The organism is Nocardia sp. NPDC051463, from assembly GCF_040681975.1.
Classification (GTDB): domain Bacteria; phylum Actinomycetota; class Actinomycetes; order Mycobacteriales; family Mycobacteriaceae; genus Nocardia.
Map to the genome: position 1 here is coordinate 150,828 of NZ_JBFBAB010000010.1, position 18,302 is coordinate 169,129.

At 66.2% G+C, this 18,302-nt stretch carries 21 protein-coding genes; 10 read left to right on the plus strand and 11 right to left on the minus strand.

Translation table 11 applies throughout. The features are described from left to right. Positions 1 to 59: 59 nt before the first annotated feature. Positions 60 to 674, minus strand: coding sequence for a helix-turn-helix domain-containing protein (locus AB0M74_RS16205; protein ID WP_366527024.1), 615 nt, complete (start codon positions 672 to 674; stop codon positions 60 to 62). A gap of 238 nt (positions 675 to 912) precedes the next feature. Between AB0M74_RS16205 and AB0M74_RS16210 the strand changes: the two genes are divergently transcribed. Beyond that, positions 913 to 1,944 carry a PDR/VanB family oxidoreductase gene (locus AB0M74_RS16210; protein ID WP_366527103.1) on the plus strand — a complete coding sequence of 344 codons (1,032 nt, stop codon included), beginning with the start codon at positions 913 to 915 and terminating at the stop codon, positions 1,942 to 1,944. Positions 1,945 to 2,017: 73 nt separating this feature from the next. Here AB0M74_RS16210 and AB0M74_RS16215 read toward each other — a convergent pair whose 3' ends face one another. The 3 genes from AB0M74_RS16215 to AB0M74_RS16225 all read right to left on the minus strand — a co-directional run bounded on the left by AB0M74_RS16215 (position 2,018) and on the right by AB0M74_RS16225 (position 5,100). Next, positions 2,018 to 3,832 carry a LodA/GoxA family CTQ-dependent oxidase gene (locus tag AB0M74_RS16215; RefSeq protein WP_366527025.1) on the minus strand — a complete coding sequence of 605 codons (1,815 nt, stop codon included), beginning with the start codon at positions 3,830 to 3,832 and terminating at the stop codon, positions 2,018 to 2,020. Next, complete coding sequence (locus tag AB0M74_RS16220; RefSeq protein ID WP_366527026.1) at positions 3,729 to 4,829, minus strand: tryptophan 7-halogenase; 1,101 nt, start codon at positions 4,827 to 4,829, stop codon at positions 3,729 to 3,731. The genes AB0M74_RS16215 and AB0M74_RS16220 overlap by 104 nt, the downstream gene beginning before the upstream one ends. Positions 4,830 to 4,941: 112 nt before the next feature. Next, complete coding sequence (locus tag AB0M74_RS16225; protein ID WP_366527027.1) at positions 4,942 to 5,100, minus strand: hypothetical protein; 159 nt, start codon at positions 5,098 to 5,100, stop codon at positions 4,942 to 4,944. A 134-nt stretch (positions 5,101 to 5,234) separates the two neighbouring features. Here AB0M74_RS16225 and AB0M74_RS16230 point away from each other — a divergent pair, with 134 nt between their 5' ends. Next, positions 5,235 to 5,963: a TetR/AcrR family transcriptional regulator C-terminal domain-containing protein gene (locus AB0M74_RS16230; RefSeq protein WP_366527028.1), complete on the plus strand. Its 729-nt coding sequence runs from the start codon at positions 5,235 to 5,237 to the stop codon at positions 5,961 to 5,963. 22 nt (positions 5,964 to 5,985) lie between these two features. Here AB0M74_RS16230 and AB0M74_RS16235 read toward each other — a convergent pair whose 3' ends face one another. After that, positions 5,986 to 7,230: a fatty acid desaturase gene (locus AB0M74_RS16235; protein WP_366527029.1), complete on the minus strand. Its 1,245-nt coding sequence runs from the start codon at positions 7,228 to 7,230 to the stop codon at positions 5,986 to 5,988. Positions 7,231 to 7,687: 457 nt separating this feature from the next. Here AB0M74_RS16235 and AB0M74_RS16240 point away from each other — a divergent pair, with 457 nt between their 5' ends. From AB0M74_RS16240 to AB0M74_RS16250, 3 genes are all read left to right on the plus strand, one after another. Next, complete coding sequence (locus AB0M74_RS16240; RefSeq protein WP_366527030.1) at positions 7,688 to 8,035, plus strand: DoxX family protein; 348 nt, start codon at positions 7,688 to 7,690, stop codon at positions 8,033 to 8,035. 141 nt (positions 8,036 to 8,176) lie between these two features. After that, positions 8,177 to 8,842: a trypsin-like serine protease gene (locus tag AB0M74_RS16245; protein ID WP_366527031.1), complete on the plus strand. Its 666-nt coding sequence runs from the start codon at positions 8,177 to 8,179 to the stop codon at positions 8,840 to 8,842. A gap of 75 nt (positions 8,843 to 8,917) precedes the next feature. Next, complete coding sequence (locus AB0M74_RS16250) at positions 8,918 to 10,222, plus strand: MFS transporter (protein WP_366527032.1); 1,305 nt, start codon at positions 8,918 to 8,920, stop codon at positions 10,220 to 10,222. 12 nt (positions 10,223 to 10,234) lie between these two features. Here AB0M74_RS16250 and AB0M74_RS16255 read toward each other — a convergent pair whose 3' ends face one another. After that, on the minus strand, positions 10,235 to 10,615 hold the full coding sequence (locus AB0M74_RS16255; RefSeq protein ID WP_366527033.1) for a helix-turn-helix domain-containing protein: 381 nt from the start codon (positions 10,613 to 10,615) through the stop codon (positions 10,235 to 10,237). A gap of 90 nt (positions 10,616 to 10,705) precedes the next feature. On the opposite strand from AB0M74_RS16255, the gene AB0M74_RS16260 reads away from it, so the two are divergent. Continuing rightward, entirely contained in the window at positions 10,706 to 11,110 is a 405-nt protein-coding gene (locus AB0M74_RS16260; RefSeq protein ID WP_366527034.1) for a hypothetical protein, read from the plus strand. Between the two features lie 9 nt (positions 11,111 to 11,119). Further along, a complete protein-coding gene (locus AB0M74_RS16265) occupies positions 11,120 to 11,533 on the plus strand; it encodes a nuclear transport factor 2 family protein (RefSeq protein WP_366527035.1) in 414 nt (137 codons plus the stop codon). A gap of 1 nt (position 11,534) precedes the next feature. On the opposite strand, the gene AB0M74_RS16270 is transcribed toward AB0M74_RS16265, so the two are convergent. Continuing rightward, the gene (locus tag AB0M74_RS16270; RefSeq protein WP_366527036.1) at positions 11,535 to 12,131 is read right to left on the minus strand and encodes a TetR family transcriptional regulator; all 597 of its coding nucleotides are present in this window, start codon (positions 12,129 to 12,131) and stop codon (positions 11,535 to 11,537) included. Between the two features lie 173 nt (positions 12,132 to 12,304). Between AB0M74_RS16270 and AB0M74_RS16275 the strand changes: the two genes are divergently transcribed. From AB0M74_RS16275 to AB0M74_RS16285, 3 genes are all read left to right on the plus strand, one after another. Continuing rightward, positions 12,305 to 13,729 (plus strand): MFS transporter, encoded by a 1,425-nt coding sequence (locus AB0M74_RS16275; protein ID WP_366527037.1) that lies wholly within the window; start codon positions 12,305 to 12,307, stop codon positions 13,727 to 13,729. Between the two features lie 192 nt (positions 13,730 to 13,921). Then, complete coding sequence (locus AB0M74_RS16280; RefSeq protein ID WP_366527038.1) at positions 13,922 to 14,788, plus strand: metallophosphoesterase; 867 nt, start codon at positions 13,922 to 13,924, stop codon at positions 14,786 to 14,788. Between the two features lie 453 nt (positions 14,789 to 15,241). Next, a complete protein-coding gene (locus AB0M74_RS16285; RefSeq protein ID WP_366527039.1) occupies positions 15,242 to 15,583 on the plus strand; it encodes a hypothetical protein in 342 nt (113 codons plus the stop codon). A gap of 217 nt (positions 15,584 to 15,800) precedes the next feature. Here the strand turns inward: AB0M74_RS16285 and AB0M74_RS16290 are convergent, their stop codons facing one another. From AB0M74_RS16290 to AB0M74_RS16305, 4 genes are all read right to left on the minus strand, one after another. Continuing rightward, positions 15,801 to 16,343, minus strand: a complete 543-nt coding sequence (locus AB0M74_RS16290; RefSeq protein ID WP_366527040.1) for a hypothetical protein — start codon at positions 16,341 to 16,343, stop codon at positions 15,801 to 15,803. Positions 16,344 to 16,494: 151 nt separating this feature from the next. Beyond that, the gene (locus tag AB0M74_RS16295) at positions 16,495 to 17,118 is read right to left on the minus strand and encodes a DUF305 domain-containing protein (RefSeq protein WP_366527041.1); all 624 of its coding nucleotides are present in this window, start codon (positions 17,116 to 17,118) and stop codon (positions 16,495 to 16,497) included. A gap of 87 nt (positions 17,119 to 17,205) precedes the next feature. Further along, a complete protein-coding gene (locus tag AB0M74_RS16300; RefSeq protein ID WP_366527042.1) occupies positions 17,206 to 17,616 on the minus strand; it encodes a DUF6153 family protein in 411 nt (136 codons plus the stop codon). A 58-nt stretch (positions 17,617 to 17,674) separates the two neighbouring features. After that, positions 17,675 to 18,253, minus strand: a complete 579-nt coding sequence (locus AB0M74_RS16305; protein ID WP_366527043.1) for a hypothetical protein — start codon at positions 18,251 to 18,253, stop codon at positions 17,675 to 17,677. Positions 18,254 to 18,302: the final 49 nt, after the last annotated feature.

An 18,302-nucleotide genomic window follows, 5' to 3' on the forward strand; every position in this document is an offset into this window, starting at 1 on the left:
GGGAAACCGTCGCCGTCGCGCTGGCCGTCGCCCATCGACCGCTGCGCCGCGGGAGGTTGTCAGCCGGAAATGATCGGCAGCAGATATTTTCGGGCGAATTCAGCGAGCTCCTCGGTGGATTGGAGCGGGATGGATCCGTCCGGCTGCAGAACGAGTGAGTGCACGAAACGGCAGACGATTTCCGCGCGGGTCTGCAAATCGGGGGAGACCGGCAGCAGATTGCTTTCGACGGCCTGCTGCAGGGCGGCGAACGTCGCCGCGACCGACATGGCGAAGGTGGCGGCGCCCCCGGTGGTGAGTTGTGGGAGGACTCGCTCGGGCTCGAGGGCCAGCATGCGTTGTACGAGGGGGTGGGTGCGCCATCGGGTGACGACCGTGACGAAAATGTCGGTGACGAGTCCGTCGAGAGTGTCGTGGTGTGCGGGCATCTCGGCGAGTTCGGCGAGCACCCGCCCCACCTCGCGGGTAGTGACCATCTGCACGACGTCGTCGCGGGAGCCGACGCGACGGTAGACCGTGACCCGATCAACCCCGGCGCGGCGGGCGATATCCTCGATCGTCGTCTTTTTTATCCCGACCTGTTCGAACTGAACCAGTGCGGCGTCGAGGATGCGCGATTCGATGGCTTCGGCCGATTCGCGCGTATTCGACGAGGTCGTGGGCGTGGCGGTCACGTTTCGACGCTAGCAGGGATCACGCCTTCTGAAACATCCTTGACCTAATTGTTGCTGCAACATTGCAATGCTATTTGTTGCGCTGTATGGTCGTGTCATGCGCAACGATGCGGCACTCGTTGCCGCGCGGACCGATGCGCTCAGCAGCGCGATATCCGGCCGGGTCACCTGTGGCACGGTCGACGAGCGATGGAGGGGAACCGAAACGGTGGCAGCGGAATTCGTGCCTTCGGTGGGCATGCGAATGCTCGGCGTCGTCATGGATGCCTACAAGCAGGTGTTCGTCGCGGGGAAGGTCGCGCGGTTGCTTTCGCGGTCGAACCCCCTGCGCCGCAGCGGCTTCGAGCTGGATCTTGTCGTCGAGTCGGTGTGTGTCGAGGCCGACGATGTGTTGAGCCTGACGCTCGTAGCGGACAGTGGGAAGCAGTTGCCCCAGTGGCGGCCGGGTGCGCATCTGGATGTGTTTCTGCCCTCGGGGCGGCAGCGCCAATATTCGCTATGCGGTGAACCCGCGGACCGGACGCGCTATCGGATCGCCGTGCGGCGAATCCACGACGGCGGCGGTGGATCGCGGGAATTGCACGAGGTTGTGCGCGTGGGCCACCCCCTGCGAATTCGCGGTCCGCGCAACGCGTTCACCTTCATCGAGGCGCCGTCGTATCTGTTCATCGCGGGCGGCATCGGCATCACGCCGATCCTGCCCATGGTGCGTGCGGCCGCCGCTGCCGGAGTCCGCTGGAAGATGGTTTACCTCGGCAGATCGCGTGCGACGATGCCGTTTCTGGATGAACTGAGTACCTGTGCGGGAGGCGAGCTCGAGATCCGCCCCGACGACGAATTCGGCACCCCGGATGTCGCGGATCTGATCGCGTTGGCAGATCCCGGCGCGGCGGTGTACGTGTGCGGTCCGCCGCCGGTGCTCGACGCTGCGCAGCGGACGATGTTCGTGGTCAACCCGACGGGATCGCTACACACCGAACGCTTTTCGGCGTTGCCGGTCGTCGACGGCAAGGAATTCGGCCTGCGGCTGGCGCGCAGCGGGACAACGATCCTGGTCGGCGCCGACGAACCTGTACTCGCTGCTATCAGACGCGAGATTCCCGGCGTCGCCTACTCCTGCCAGCAGGGTTTCTGCGGCACCTGCAAGGTCGAAGTACTCGCCGGAGAGGTCGAGCACCGCGACCGCACACTGCCCGACTCGGAACGTGCGAATTTCATGCTCACCTGCGTATCCCGAGCGACAGGCGACGGTCTGGTGCTCGACCTCTGACCGCTCGAAGTCCGACAACAGCTTCCGTGGCGGCGTGGACAACAGGCGATTGGGCCGGTGCCGGTCGACATGTTCAAGCGATAGTCGACGCTTCCGAGTCCGGGGTGGTGTCCGTTGATTCCCCCTCGACCACGACGACCCGGCCGTCGGGAAGGCGACGTGGTCGGAGCACACCGAGGCGGCTCCAGCCGGCCACCATCTCGTCGTCGGCGACCGTTGCCGTGTCGTTCAGGCTGCGCGCCCATGGCCGTGCGGTTCGGGGCAGGTCGCCGATATCAGGCTGCGGGCTCGCGGTCGCGGCTTGCGGGTCGCTCGTTCTGGTTGGATCGCCGAGGGCTGCAACGAATTCCGCGAAAGCGGCCTCCGTGACCACCTCGTCGGGCCGCTGTGCGGGCCACCAATGGACCTGGCAGTAGTAGAAATCGGCCTGCCATGGCAGCGCCATTCGCTTGGTGAGTTCCCCGGGGGGCAGGTCGGGGCGCAGCCGGTGTGGTTGCACATACATACTCGGATCGCGACTGGTGTAGGTCATTTCGATGCCAGGGAAGAATGGCCCGCCCGCGCATGCCTCCAGCGCCGCGCGATCGAGGGCGGCCGGTTGCTCGGTCACCGGTATCTGATCGAACCGCCGTGGCGTCGGTTCGTGGCCCGGCCAGTCCGCGTCGAAGTCGCCGTCGGCCCACCGGCGCATTGCCGCATATTGGTGGGGTAGCAAAGCCAGGAACGTTGCCGGTTGGCCGGTGCTTGCGTCGCCCGCGTCGCCCGACAGTGGCGGCATGAAGCGTTTCGATGCCTGCCGTGCGGCGGCGTCCCGCAGATTCGGATCACGCAACCGCTGGAACACGCTCATGCGTGCGGTCCGCGCCGTCGCGGTGTTGTCCGACAGCACCCGCAGCGCCTCGGGATTCAGGAAGTCGCCGCCGGTGCCGTGACCGTGAAACTGGTTGGCGCCGAGATTGACCCAGCGATAGCCCGCCGCGCGTGCCAGGATCGGATAAATGTCGGTGGTGAACGAGATGGTCGTGGGTGGCGTCGTGGCGGGTGTGATGCCGACCTGCACGTCGTAGAGGGTGACGATGTTCCCGACCGCGGGCGCGTAGTCCGGCGGCGCGACGATCACCCACGACGACGCAGTGACGGGTATCTCGCGGCCGTCGTGCAGTACGGCGCGAGCGGTCACCGGGCCGTCGGAGGTATCGTCGAACCAGGTGTCGTTATTGGCGAATTGCTCGATCTTCGCGTTCGCGACCGACCGTGAGGTGCCGAAGCCACCGAGCACGACCAGCCTGCCGTCCTCGTCGGTGCGTAGTTCGCCGAGCGGGACTTTTTCGCCGAGGAAGCTGCCGGTGTCGAAACGCGGTGCCGCTGCGCCGGTATCCGAGCCAGAGACCGTGCGGGGACCGGGATCGATCACCAATGCCATTCGTGCGGTGGGATTGTCGGGGGTATCGACGATCGTTGCGTTGCGCTGTCGCCGCGGCGCGCCCGGTGCCTCGAAGGTCTCCGCGGCGGCCTTCGCGTTCACCAGCTGGACTGTCCAGTCGATATTCGCCTCGGCCGTGGTCAGCTCCCGCACCGCCTTGCCCGCGGTGTTGTACCCGTACAGCCGAAATCGAACAGCCTGCCGCTTCATCCGACCGTGTGCGTCCTTGAACGGCCCCTCGGGATTAGCCGGAATTCCCGGTGCTTCCGGTCCGAGGAAGAACTCGTCCGGGCTGTTGCCGACACGCGCCACTCCGATGCCGGGGTGGATCCGCGCGAAGGCGATATGCGACGGGTCGGTGTCAGTGCCTGCTGGCGGCGGGGATACCGCGGCGAGTCCAGAAGGCCGAGGCGGGCCACCGCTGCTCGGTCCGGTATCGCTCGCTACGTTGTCGGAGGTGCTCATCGAATAGCTCCATCTCACGGTGTGGGTAGTCGGTGATTGCCGAAAAGTCTTGGTCGAGTAGGGCATCGGCGGCCTGCGCGCCCGCGGCCGCGCTGCCGGCCGCGTGCAGGATCCCGCTGCTGCTGAGCGGGTCGTAGGTGGCCGCCGCGTCGCCGATGGCGAGCCAATTCGGCCCGGCGACAGGGGCCAGCCTGGACGGGCCCGCCGCGGCGACGGCAATGTCGGGGACGGGTGCCGCCTTGGCGCGAGCACTGGTGTTCGGAGTTCGCTGGAGCAACGCGACCCACTGCTTGCCCAGTCCGTTCGCCGCGAGATCGACAACCTCGGTGTCGGTCACCAACATGACCGATAGTCCATCGATCGCCGGTGCGGAATACCACCAGCCGATATCGGTAGCTTCCACCAAAGTGTCAGTCGCCCAAGTCTTTCCGGTGGCCTCGCAGGTAGCGGCGAAACTCGTCGTTTGATCGATGTTGACGCGGGTGGCGCCGAGTCCACGTGCCACCCGCGCCGAACGGCCCGTCGCATCGATCACTACGGCGGCATCGACACCTATCGTGCGGTCGGATGTTTCGACATGCAGCGCAACATGTTCGGTGTGGTTCTGCGCACGCGTGACGTGGCCGTCGATCAGGCGAACGCGCTGTCGGGCCGCTGTCGCGCGCAGCTCGGCCTCGAAAGCGGGCAGGCAGATGTGCCAAGCACATCCGTACGGGTGGCAGATGTAATGCCGTTCGTGCGGCTGCGCACTACCCCAGCACGATTGATTGCTCCAACACTCGCGCGGTCCGGACCGGAGGAATTCCGGCCAGAGGCCGAGTTCTTCCAGCAGCGGCCGGAACTCTGGGGGCACGGTCTCGCCCCGATGTCGGCGTCGTGGCCGCGCGTGGATCAGCGCAACGCTCCTGCCTGCGCGGGCAGCGACCAACGCCGCCACCGATCCGGCGACTCCCGCGCCCGCGATGGCGACATCCACCGAGAGCTGGGGGACGGCCATTGCCCCACGGTAGGACCGGCGCACCTCGACTACACGGGTAGTCGAGTACTCGTCCTACCCGCGCAACCCACAGCGTGCTCGAGTATCGGTCCGGGCTCGGTATCGGTACTGCTCAGTGCTCGGCGTTGCGGCCGATTTTGCGCGCGGCTTGTTCGGCCTTGACTGCGGCGCGGGTGGGGCGGCCCTCGTTATACAGCGAGGCGGGTTCGCTGGGGCGGAGGAATCGCTTGATGGCACGGAGCGCGGTGCGGGCTTTGTCGGCGAGCGTCATTGCGGTGGTCTTTCTCCGGGCGGTAACCAGCTGGGTCGCCGAATACCTCCAGTGAACTCCGATGAACCATAGGTGTCAACGCTGTAGGTATACACTCATGACCCACACTGGTTCCATCGAGGGAGTGTTCTGTGATGGCCGAATCGCCGACCGGCGGCAAGGGCGCTGCCGCAGGGGGTCGTGACAATGGCCAGATCACGCGGGCGGTGGTGCTCGCGGCCGCGCTGGAGATCGTCGATCGTGACGGTGTCGAGGGGCTATCGATGCGCCGCCTGGCCGACGCGGTGGGCCGGGATCCGATGGTGATCTATCGGCACCTCCCGAACAAGGCCGCGGTGCTCGACGGTGTCGCCGAGTCGGTGTTCGCCCAACTGGCGGTCGATGCCACCGGTAGTGATTGGGGCAATCAGCTACGGGTGGTCGCGCGCGACTTCCGGCGACTGGCGCTCGCTCATCCTCGTGTTGTCCCGCTGCTGGTGACGCGGCCGTTGGCGACGCCACTGGGGATGCGTCCTCGGGCCGTGGTACGGCCTTTGGAAGACATCATCGGCCTGCTGACCCGCGCCGGATTCTCGGGAGCCGACGCACTGCATATCTACCGTGCGCTCTTCGGATTCCTCTACGGCCATATCCTCAACGAACTCCAGGAGCTCGTGGAACGTCCGGAGGAAACCGACGAAGTACTGCGCCTCGGGCTGCACCGGCTGCCGATCGGTGAGTTTCCGCTGCTACGCGAGCTGGCCCCCGTCCTGGCCTCCTACGACGGCGCTGCGGAACTCGAGCGCGGGCTCGACATCCTGCTCGCCGGGCTCGCCGCGACACTGCCTGATCCCGGCAAGGCTGCTCGCACGCCGCATGGGTGATACGGGAGGGGCGATTGGGTTCTCAACGGTGCAGTGCGGCAATCGATTCGATGCGCCGACGGAGGGCACGGTTCTTCAGGGCGGTGCGTAGACCGCGTCGGGTCGCCGCTGAGCGGGTGTCCGGCGTCGTGGCGGCGACATCCTTGTCGAATCGTCGTTCGGAGGCGGTCTCGGGTGCGTCATCGCTGGTGGCGGTGAGGAAGCGGTCCGGGAGGGCGAGTTTGTGGATGGTACGCAGCGTCAGCAGGTACTGGTGGGTCAACGACCCGGTGGTGTAGGGCAGATCGTATTTGTCGCACAGGACGCGCACCCGCTCGGCGATCTCGGCATAGCGATTGCTCGGCAGGTCCGGGAACAGGTGATGTTCGATCTGATAGCACAGGTTTCCGCTCATGAATGCCAACAGCGGGCCCGCATCGAAGTTCGCGGTGCCGAGCATCTGCCGCAGGTACCACTCCGCTTTGGTCTCGTGCTTCATGACTTCGGGAGTGAATTTCTCGGCGCCGTCGGGGAAATGTCCGCAGAAGATCACCAGATACGCCCAGACATTGCGCAGTACGTTGGCGGCGGCATTCGCGGCGATGGTTCGCCGCCACCGCCGCCCGCTGAGCGCCGGGAAGAGCAGGTAGTCCTTTCTTGCCTGCCTGACCAGCTTGCCGATCATCGCCTTGGTCTGCGCGGTCCGCTGCTCCTGGGTGGGCATGCGATCGCGCTCGGCATACATGCCGTGCAGAGCGATACCCCACTCGAAGGTGGCGGCCAAAAACAGATTCTGCAACGGCTGCAGTAGAAAACGGGGCTGCCAGATTTGGTCGCGCGTCACCCGCATGACGCCGAAGCCGATGTCGTCGTCCATGTCGAGCACATTCGTGAACACATGATGGCGATAGTTGTGCGAATAGCGCCACTGCGCCGACACGCCCGCCATGTCCCATTCCCAAGTGCTGGAATGTATTTCGGGATCGTTCATCCAATCCCATTGGCCGTGGCACACATTGTGGCCGATTTCCATGTTCTCGATGCTCTTGGCCACCGCCAAGCCCGCGGTGCCGAGCAGCCAGCCGGCTCTGGTCCTGCTGCCGCCGATCACCAGCCGCGACGCGGCGTCCAGTACCCGCTGGAAGGCAATCGTGCGACGGATGTACGCCGCGTCCCGCTCGCCGCGCTGCTCGGTGATGTCGCGGCGGATCGCATCGAGTTCGTGCCCGAGCGCCTCGACGTCCGCCGCGCTCAAATGCGCGTATTCCTTGATTTCGGTGATTGCCATACCAGGTCCTCGTTGTTCGGTCAGATCGAAACTCTGGTGCGCGGTCACCGTCGTGCTGAACGGGCCCATCCGGGTGGAACTCCACATGTCCGAGATCGGATCTGCCAGAACCTCAGTACACGCCGATAGGGGGTCGAGTGTCAACGCTGTAGGTCAACGAGCGACAACTACGGTGTGAATAACCGATGAAAGCCGGTATGCGCGGAATGCGCGAGCGCGGTCTCGCCGGTTCCTGCCTTCTGGCGACCACCGAGTCGGTGCCCACAGGCCGCGACCCAATGGTCTTGCAGGCTCGGCTCCCGCCGATGTCCTAACGGATTCCCGGTGTGGCCGATGATCTATCTCGTGGGGCAATGACGCCGGGGGCGCTCGACTTCGCATGTCCGGTGGAACAACCGCGCGGCGGTACAGCGGGCAATAGGCTGGCCCCGATCCATTGCGATGAGGAGCTGCACCGATGTCCACTGCGTATGCCGCCGCCACCATCTTGGCCGCAGCTTGGGTCGGTTATTCGGCCGCTGCGGTCTTCGGCCGGGCCGGCTGGGTGATCGCAGCCTTGACGGAATCCGGTGTGCCCGAGTCGTGGTGGAATTGGCTCGGTGCCGCCAAGGCGATGGGTGCGATCGGGCTGGCATCAGGGCTTTTCGTGCCGTTGATCGGCATCATGGCCGCGCTCGGGCTGGTGCTGTATTTCGGCGGCGCCGTCGGCACGGTGCTCAGGGCGCGCTTGTACTCCCATGTCCCGTTCCCGCTGCTGTACATGGCTCCGGTCATCGGCGCGACGGCACTCGGATTCGCCGCCTGAACTCTGTTCGACTCGGCAGGGACGCAAGGGGTCGTCGTTGAGCGCGCGCATCGCGGCGACGGGCGATATCGTGCATAGGTCGGCGTACGCAGGCGGACTACCGGCGCAGTGGCCGGGTCGACACGACCGAGAAGGCGAATCATGTACTACCGCAAGAGGCTGTCGATGTTGGTGACGATGGCAGCCCTCGCGGTCTGTCTCAGTGTGGGATTTCCCGCGACCGCGCAGGCTCAGGTGACCGCATACCCGGGCATGACGATCCGGACTGCCGACCGGATCTGCTCTGTCGGGGCGACGGGGCATATGGGTAGTGCGCAGTACGCCGTCACGGCCGCGCACTGCTTTCAGCAGGGGGCGCGCGTCTACGACGTCAACGGCGGCCTCGTCGGATGGTTCGAACAGAGCTACGGTGACGACTCGACGGTCGCGAACCTGGGCTTCGCCCTCATCCGGCTCGCGAACAATGTCGGCATCTCGGCCTCGCTGGGCACCTTCGGCATCCAATCCACTTACACCGAACCCTTTGTCGGCGAGGGCGTGTGCCACGTCGGCTGGGCAACCACCTGGACCTGCGGAAACATCACCTCGGTGGGCGAGAACTACTTCATCACCGACTTCAACGCCGACCGGGGCGATTCCGGCGGCATCGTGTACAACCAGACCGCCGAGGGACGTGCGGCATTCCTCGGAATTCTGATCGGGGGCAGGGAATCCGGTGGCGTCGTGGTCGAAACGGCCAACTACCTGCGGGAAGCCATCGATGCCCACGCCGTCGGATACGACACCTTCCGTTGGTATATCGAGTAGCGGTACCGGCGCGGTCGACAGTGTCGCGCCTGGCGAGGACTTGACTCCCGGGCGTTGCGCGTCGAGAGTGCCCGAATGGTCGATGCCACTGATGTATCCGGCGCGGCGGTGCGCAAGATCACCCTCCGTCTGGTGCCCTTTCTCGGGCTGCTGTATTTCGTCAACTACCTGGACCGGGTGAATATCGGCTTCGCCGGGCCCAGCGGCATGAAGGCCGATCTCGGGCTGAGCGAAACCGCGTTCGGTCTCGCCTCCGGGATCTTCTTCATCGGCTACCTCATTCTCGAAGTGCCGAGCAATTTGGCGCTACATCGGTTCGGGGCACGGAGGTGGATCGCCAGGATCATGGCGAGTTGGGGGATCGTCGCCACCGCAATGGCTTTCGTGCCCAACGAGACCATGCTGTATGTGCTGCGCTTCGCACTCGGTGTCGCGGAGGCCGGCTTCTTCCCCGGCATTCTGCTCTACCTCACCTACTGGTTTCCGCAGCAGCACCGCGCGAAGATCGTCGCACTGTTCATGACCGCGGTACCGATTTCCACCGCGCTCGGCTCGACAGTGTCGAGTCTGATCATCCAGTACGGCGACGGCGTGTTCGGGCTCACCGGTTGGCGCTTCATGTTCCTGGTCGAGGGCCTGCCCGCGCTGGGCCTTGCGGTCATGACCTGGTTCTATCTCACCGACCGTCCGGATAAGGCGGGCTGGCTCTCACCGCAGGAACGGGATTGGCTGACAGCCGAACTCGCGGCTGAACAGGCCGCGCTGGAGCAGGCCGAGCACTGGACGGTGCGCAAGGCGCTGACCCATCCGCGGGTACTCGGCCTCGCGCTCATCTACGGCGGCATCGTCTATGGCCTGTATGCGCTCGGATTCTTCCTGCCGACCATCATCGGCGGATTCCAGCAGCAATACGGAACGCACTTCTCGATCGTCCAGCGCGGTCTCATCAATGCCGTGCCCTATGTCATCGGTGCCGTGGTCATGGTGTTGTGGAGCAGGCACGGTGACCGGACCGGCGAGCGGACCTGGCATGTCGCCCTGCCCGCACTGATCGGTGGGCTCGCCATTCCGGTGGCCCTCTATCTCGGAAATCCGTTCGCGGCCATGGCCGCTGTTACCGTGTGCGCGGTCGGGGTGCTCGCCGCGCTGCCCACTTTCTGGGCGTTGCCGAGCACCTTCCTCTCCGGGGCCGCCGCGGCGGGCGGTATCGCGCTGATCAACTCGATCGGCAATGTCAGCGGCTTCGTCGCGCCGTATGTGACCGGTGCGCTGAAGGATCTGACCGGCAGCCAGCGCGCTGGTTTGTGGGTCGTCGGGCTCTGCATGGTGGGGGCGGCGGTGGGCGTGCTCGTCCTGCGGCACCGAATTCGGGTGCGCTGACGGGCAAGTCCGTCAGGGGCGGGCGTACTTCGCGTTGGCGGCCTCGATCTCGTCGATGTGTTCGTAGGCCCAGGTGCGCAGCACCGCGACCGCGTCGCAGAGGCTGCGGCCGAGCGGAGTCAGCGAGTATTCGACGGTGACCGGGACTGTCGGATAGGCCCGCCGCTCGACGATTCCGTCACGTTCCAGACCGCGCAGGGTCTGGGTGAGCATCTTCTGCGTGATTCCTTGGACTTGGCGGCGCAGCTGCGAAAACCGCTGTGTGCCCGGCCCGAGTGCCAGCAGGACCAGGCCGGTCCAGCGTTCGCCGAGGCGATCGAACACATGCCGAGACGGGCAGTTGCTGTTGAAAATATCGTAGGCCATCGCCTTTTCAGGTGACTTGGTATCCACCAGGTACCTATACCACTACTTACTGCCTTCTTCCAGGGGGAAACCGCCGCTCATATGGTTGTTCGTGACGGTTCGAGAAGGGAGAGCGCAATGAAAGCACTGGCGGCTACCGCTGATTCGACGCTTGTGGAATTCGTCGATATGGCCGAACCTGTGCCCGCCGCCGACGAGGTGCTGGTGCAGGTCGAGGCGTTCTCGGTGAATCGAGGTGAGATCTTCGCGCTGACGGGCGTGTACGGGACGCCGGTGGCATCGGGCCGTGTGATGGGGCAGGACATCGTCGGCGGGTCCGCACGGTCGCAGCCGACGGATCCGGGCCCGCGGCGGGTACCAGGGTCGTCGCGCACCCCGAGAGCGGCGGTCGGGCCGATCTGGTCGCTGTGCCGACCTCGAAGCTGGCGAATCGAAGACTGGGCCGAAACCCGCACGGTGCTGACCGAGCTGAATAACCGGCTGATCCGGGGAAGCGCGGTACTCACCATCGAAATGAAATGAGGAACCACCATGTCGACCACCGAGCAGACCCGCGCTGCGATCGTCGCATACATCAACGCGCTGCAAACCGGCGATATCGAGCAATGCCGCGCCGCGTTCACGCCGGACGGCACCTGGACGCTGATCGGTGATCTCCCGACCTCACGCACCTGGACCGGCCCGGACGAGATCTTCGACGGGTTCCTCGCCCAGATGATCAGCCGTTTCGATCCGGGCGCGCCCATGACGCTGGAAGTTCACACCGTCCTGGCGGACGGCGACCGCGCGAGTGCAGAGTGGACGACGCGAGCGACCACTGTTTCCGGAGCGGAGTATGTGAATACAGTGGTGATCCTCTTCCGCGTCAGCGACGGCAAGATCGCGGCGGCCCGCGAGTATTTCGATACCGCTTACGCCGACCGTGTGCTGTTCGCCGACAACTGAGCTACTCGGCGGGTGGTGCGTACGCGGCGAGCAGGGTGCTGGTGATGACATCTGCGGCATCGTCGTCGGCGAGTCGACCCGCGGCGATTTCCGTTGCGGCGCCGTGGATCACGCTGTGATAGACCGCGACCATCCAGGAGGTGGGCAGGTCGGCGCGGAACGCGCCTTCGGCTCGGCCACGCTCGATGAGGCGGCCGACGCGGTGCATCGGCCGGTCGTGGGCGGCCCGGATGCGCTCGGCCGGGATGTGATTGTGTGCCGCGAGCAGCAGTGCGCGGAACTGGTCGATGAGTTTCCATGAAGCGGCGACGAGCCTGCCCATGGCCGCCCGCGGGTCACCCTCGAGGTCGACGGCGTCGAGGGTGTGGTCGCTCGCCGCGACGGCTCGGGTGAACACCGCGTCGACCAGTTCTGCGCGGGATGCGAAGTGTCCGTAGAGGGTGACCCGGCCGACGCCCGCTCGCTTGGCGATCTCGCCGATATTCGCCTCCGGGTCGGCGATCAGCGCTTCCTGAGCGGCATCGAGGATCGCGGCGATATTGCGTCTGGCGTCGGCACGTTTGGCCTGGCCCTGCTGACGCGTCCGCGGTGCTGCCATCAGGTCGCCACCTCTTCTCGAACAAGTTTGTACGGGTTGTGTCGCCACTATAGGACGGCGGTGGGCCGGGCGCCGGTGAGTCGTTGTCCAGATCCGCCTCTTCTCGTACATCGGTGTTCGAGTTACAGTGTGAAACGTAACTCGAACACTTGCGTTCAATTTAGGAGGCAGACATGCACTCGCAGACGCCGGCTCACCCGCATCACGGCACCGAAGAAGCCCCGGATCCGCGCCGATGGCGGGCCCTGACGGTGCTCGCCGTCGCCCAGTTCATGCTCATCCTCGACATCACCGTGGTGACCGTCGCGCTGCCGGATATCGGACGGGACCTCGAACTGGGTCGTGCCGCCACGACCTGGGTGATCACGACCTACACCCTGCTGTTCGGCGGGCTGATGGTCTTCGGTGGTCGATCGGCCGATTTGTTCGGCGCCCGCAGGGTGGCGCTGACCGGGCTGGTCGTTTTCACCGGATCGTCGCTGCTCGCCGGGCTCGCGGTGAACGCGCCGATGTTGTTGGGCGGCAGGGTCGGACAGGGCATCGGGGCCGCGCTGCTGTCGCCGGCGGCGATGGCGATCGTGACCACCACCTTCCACGGCGCCGAGCGCAACAAGGCTCTCGGCGTGTGGGGTGCGCTCGGCGGCACCGGCGCAGCGGTCGGCGTGCTGGTCGGTGGTCTGCTGACGGCTGGACCCGGCTGGTCGTGGATCTTCTTCGTCAATGTGCCGGTCGGGTCGGCACTGCTCGTGGCGATGACCAGGGTCGTCCCTGATCGGCGCGGGCGGGGTGGGCGCAACATCGATGTGCTCGGCGCGGTGCTCGTCACCGCCACCGTGGGCACCGCGATATACGGGCTGATCAACGCGGGTGACGACGGTTGGGGCGATCCCTTCACCGTGGTCCCGTTGCTCGCGGCCGGCGTATTGGGCGTGATATTCGTCGGCTATGAGCGCAATACCGCTGCGCCGCTGCTGGATCCGCGCCTGCTCGTGCGCAGGCCGATCGCGGCCGGGGCGGTGCTGATGCTGGTCGCGACCGGGCTGTTGATCACCGGATTCTTCCTCGGCTCGTTCTATCTTCAGCAGGCGCAGGGGAATTCGGCCCTCGTCACCGGGCTGTTGTTCGTGCCCATCGCGCTGGGAACCATAGTCGGCGCACACAACGCCGGGCGGCTGATCGGCACGTTCGGATATCGACCGGTCGGCGTTGTCGCCCTGGCGATCGCGGCCGTGGGCCTGGCCATACCCGCGGGGTGGCACGGTACCCCCGCCCTGATCATCGGCCTGACGATCGCGGCGGCAGGCCAGGGCGCCACCTTTGTCACCGCGACGACCACCGCGCTGGCGAATGTCACACACGATCAGGCCGGGATTACCTCCGGGCTGGTCAACACCTTCCACGAAGTGGGTGCGGCGCTCGGCGTTGCGGTGCTGTCCACTGTGGCCGCCGTGAGTCTCCGGACGGGCGGAGCCGATCTGAGCGGATTCAGCGCTGCCTTCGTGTTCGGCGCCGTCGTCGCGGCGGTCGTGGCGGCGGGCGCGACGGTGTTCATCCCGGCCGGCAAGCCGCCGGTCGGCATGCGTGTCGGCGCGCACTGACGGCAGGCATCCCGGTGTCGATGGCCGCATCACTATCGGCGCCGGGAATATCTCGACACACCTCGGTGGGAGCCGTGGGGAGATGCACTCGCGCCGATCGGCAAGGGGCTCAACCCGGCCCGGTGGGTGGCGGCGGCGATCGTAGCTGGAAATGCGGATGCCGAGTGCGGCCGCACCTGCCACCATGTGGTCATGGGGAGCGTGCTGATGACCGGAGACCTGCACGGCAATACCGATCATGCGGTCCGATTGGTCGGTATCGCGGTGCGACAGGAGTGCGAGCGGATGTTCGTGCTCGGGGACTTCGGCGCCTGGGAACACACCCCGGACGGCAGGCGCTACTTCGATGTGGTGAACCGGGTCGCGCGTAAGCGGCGGGTCCACGTGTACTTCCTCGACGGCAACCACGACAAGACGTCGCTGATCCATGAGCTGTACGACGAGAAAGCCGATGACGACGGTTTTCTGGTGTGCCGTAGCAACATTCGGTACGCACCGCGTGGCCATCGCTGGGTGTGGGGGGAGACGAGGTTCGCGGCGTTCGGCGGCGCCTATTCGGTCGACAAACCGTGGCGTCTGGCGAAGGAGGCGCAGGTCGAGCGGAATGCCGCGCGGCGCAGACGCTTCGGATCGTCGCGGCATCCCGTCACCGCGGGGAAGTTGTGGTTTCCGGAGGAACAGATGCCCGACGAGGAATTCGACGCGGCGCTCGCCGCCGACCCCACGCCGGTCGATGTGCTGCTGGCGCACGACAAACCTCGCGACTCGACCCCGGATTGGAATCGCAAGAACCTCCCCGAATGCCTGCCCAATCAGGACCGCGTCCAGCGCGCCGTGAACACGCTGCGACCAGGCTTGATGTTGCACGGCCATCTGCACTACCGCTACACCGACACGATCCGGTGCGGTGCCGATCGGTGGACTCGGGTCGAGGGCCTCGGCGCCGACCCGGAAGCCTCGCATCCGCGCGACTATGCCCCGGACCAATCCTGGCTGGTCCTGCGACTGCCCTATCGCCGCACCCTGGCAGATCGTGAGCAGCCGGCATTGGTGAGCTGATCCGTTCCGTGCGCCGAGCCGCCTTCCCGCTGCGTGGTGAACCAGCCGACCCGGCCGGACGCGTGGAAGTCGGCTGAGGGTGCAGCTCGTTGGCGATGACGGTTGGTCGGCCGGGTCGAGCATTATCACCTACGGCCTGCCGTTCTTCGCGATGCACGGCACTGGTCCACTGATCGCCGACGTGGTCGGGTCGATCGTCAGCACTCAACAGTCCCTCTCACCCGGTCCCGGTCGGGTGGCTGGGCGCGACAGCCTGGTCCGATCGATGAGTGGTAGCCGTCGAACAGTTTGGGGCCGCGTAATCGGGCAATCCCTCGATATGACGCAGCAGGGCGCTTCGCCCAAACCGTGACGCAGCAGGGCGCTTCGCCCCAACCGTGACGCAGCAGGGCGGTTCGCCCAAACCATGACGCAGCAGGGCGCTTCGCCCGAACTGAAACGTGAGGTACCAGCATGACAGCGGACGGATCGTGGGAAATTCCCCCACTCGACGACGCACCCGATATCGCCCGCACACCCGAATCCCCACCGGGACGAGCGCTGGCCGACGCCCGAAATCGGGCCGGGTTCGTCCTGCTCCTTCTCGGAGGTCTGGTGACTGTCGCCGCCGTGGTGATCGGGGTGGCCGGTTATAGCGGGGCGGCGGTGGCCGGCGCGATCATCGCCATTGTTGTCGTGCTCGGCGGCACCGCGCTCATTGTGCTCGAGCGTCGGAACGCGCGGTTGCGGCAGAGCCGGACGGCGGAGTCCGGGGCGCACGCTTCCTGGCAGGCGGTCCTACCGCCGGGGGCTTGAGCCGTTCTCGACCGAATTTGGTCAGCCTCTCGGCGACCATGGTCTCAGGCGGACTCCAGCGGGGATTCGAGGAGATCTGCGAGGCCATTGCCGCGCGAACCCGGTGAGCGTGCCCTAGCCCCGGCATGGATCACCTCGTGCCCGACATCGGCGCGCCGTGCGACGAACTGCTGGAGCCTTTCTCGAGCGCGCGGAACGCGGCTCGACATAAGTTGTCTCAGTGGCCCTTGCAGACGGCGATCGCGGCATCCTTGGTCGCGTTGAACCTGTCGATGGCGGCGTTCAGGGTGTCGGTCGGTGCGCGCTGGGCGAGTGTGTCGGCCAGTCCATTGGTGTCGTCGCGGTAGGCGCGCAGCGGACCGGCTACGTCGGCCGCCACCTCGTTGGTCAACTGTGCGTCGAGAGTGCGCGCGTTGCCGCGCAGCGTGTTGACTGCGACGTCGGCCTTGGCATTGACCTCGGGGTCGTCGAGCCCGCGATTGTTGCTCACGGTGATGTACTCATTGAAATCGTGGACGGAGCTGGCATTCGCGCTGCGCAGGGCGGTGCACGCGGCCTCGGTCGTGCGCGCCGCCGCCGCGGCACGTGAAGAGGACGCGGCGATCGAGGACGCCGTGACCTCGGAGGTGTAGGCGGCGAGGTCGGTCTGATCGACCGCGGCGGTGCCGGAGATCTGCGTCGAACAGGCGCCGATCGTGACAAGACCAGCGGCAGTCGCCGCGACGGTGGCGGCCAGACCCGCGCGTTCCGGTCGACGCATTGTCCGATCCCCTCTCCCTCCGAGTCCCCGGCCGCTGGAGGTGCCGAACGGGGCCGGACGTTTCGACCGTACGTCGGCGCGCCGCTCGTCAGCGGACCGCGCCGATATCGATGACGAACCGATACCGGCGCGGTGGCCGTTGCCCGCGGCGTCAGCCCTGGCCGAGCATGGCGCGCATGGTGCCGATTTCGGCTTGCTGCGCGGTGACGATGGCACCGGCCAATGCTTTCGCTTCCGGGTTGGCGCCCGTGGTGAGCTCGGTGTTCGCCATCGCGATCGCGCCGGCGTGGTGATCGATCATCATGGTCATCCACTGACGATCGAACTCGACGCCCGACGCGGCGCGCAGGGAACTCATCTGCTCGGGCGTCATCATGCCCGCCATGTCGTGGCCGGCGTGTCCGTCTGTCCCGGTCGGCGGCCGCTGGCCGAAGCTCTGCAGCAGGGTGCTGATCTGCTGCATCTCCGGGGCCTGTGCCTTCTCGACCTGCGCGGCGAGCGTGAGCAATTGCTGATTTTCGCTGCGGCCAGGGACCAGCTTCGCCATGTCGACGGCCTGCGCGTGATGGGGATACATCATCTGCAGGAAGGACACATCTGCGGCGTCGAAGTCGGTTCGGGCGGCAGGCGGGCCCGAGGTGGCCGCCGCGCCTGCTGTCGAGCCGTGCTCCATGCCGGGCATAGAGCCGGAGTCGTCGTTGCCGCAGCCCGCGGCGAAAAGTGCTGCCGCGGCGACGGCAATGGCGACGGTGATTCGGGTACGGGTGATGAACATATCTGTGCTCCTGGTGAATGCGAATGACTCGGTGTCGGACAGGTGAAAGCCGCGGCCGTGCTCGGTGGCTCGGACACGGTGGACCTGTCAGATCCGCAGAATCGACAATTCGGCCAGTGACGGAACCGTCCATGGCGGTGCCCGTTCACGCCGGGGCCTGCCATTGCGCAGTGCTGCTGCGTCGAGGTGCGGTCGATCGACGGTGACCTGGTAGAGCAACACCAGCATCACGGCGAGACCGACGGCGGTCAGGATGAATACGCACGCGTGCATGCCGCCATGGGCGTGGCCGCAGCCATCGCTGCCGCAGTCCGTTCCGGTCGCGGTGGTGCCGTGGTCGTCGGCGGGCGTGGTCGTCGTGACGGTTGCGGCCATATGGTGTTCGCCGGGGATCGCGAACACGCCCGCATGCATCGCAATGATGCCCGCGAGCAGCGCCAGCACGCCGAGCAGCCGGGGGAGCCCGGATGCGCGCAGTGGAGCGTGCGGTGCTGTCACCTCGCCCATTCTAGGCATGGCGGTTCGACGCTCTGAGATACCCCTAGTGGGTAATTTGTCATGGCGTGTCTATGTCGATGACCAGGCGGGTGGGGTTGTCGAGGGTGGTGACGGAGAAGGACGGGCGGTCGGCGTTCACGCCGATGAAGGACTGGGTGGTGCCCTCGAAGACACCAGACCGGTAGACGCCCTTGACCACGGCGGCACTGGGGTCGGTGGCGGGGTCGGGACCCGCGTAGGGGGTTACGCCGCTGTCGAATGGATATGCGGAGCCGATGATTTGGACCTCGAGGATCGAGCGGCCCGCGACGTCGATGATCTTGCCGCTGCCGTCTTGGACGGCTCGGTCGGTATATTGCACGATCCAGCCTGGGGCGCCGACTCCGCTGAGGGTGTAGACCACGCGGTCGAATCCGGGCTGGTGGCCGATCCGTATATCGGTCACGGTGAGGCCCGCGTCGCCGGAGGGCTTGCCCCGCTTCGGTTGCGCGTCCGGTGGTGCGGACCGTGGTGTCGCGTCGACGAGCGTGCTCGCGGCCGATGTGGTCGGGGAGTCCGAGGTGGCAGTCCCGTCGTCGTCACAGCCGGCGAGCAGGGCCGCTGCGGCAGCGGCTGCCAACACCATCCTTGTGCGCATAGAGCCCGATGGTAGCCGTCGAATCGAATGTTGCCGTTGATTTGCACGA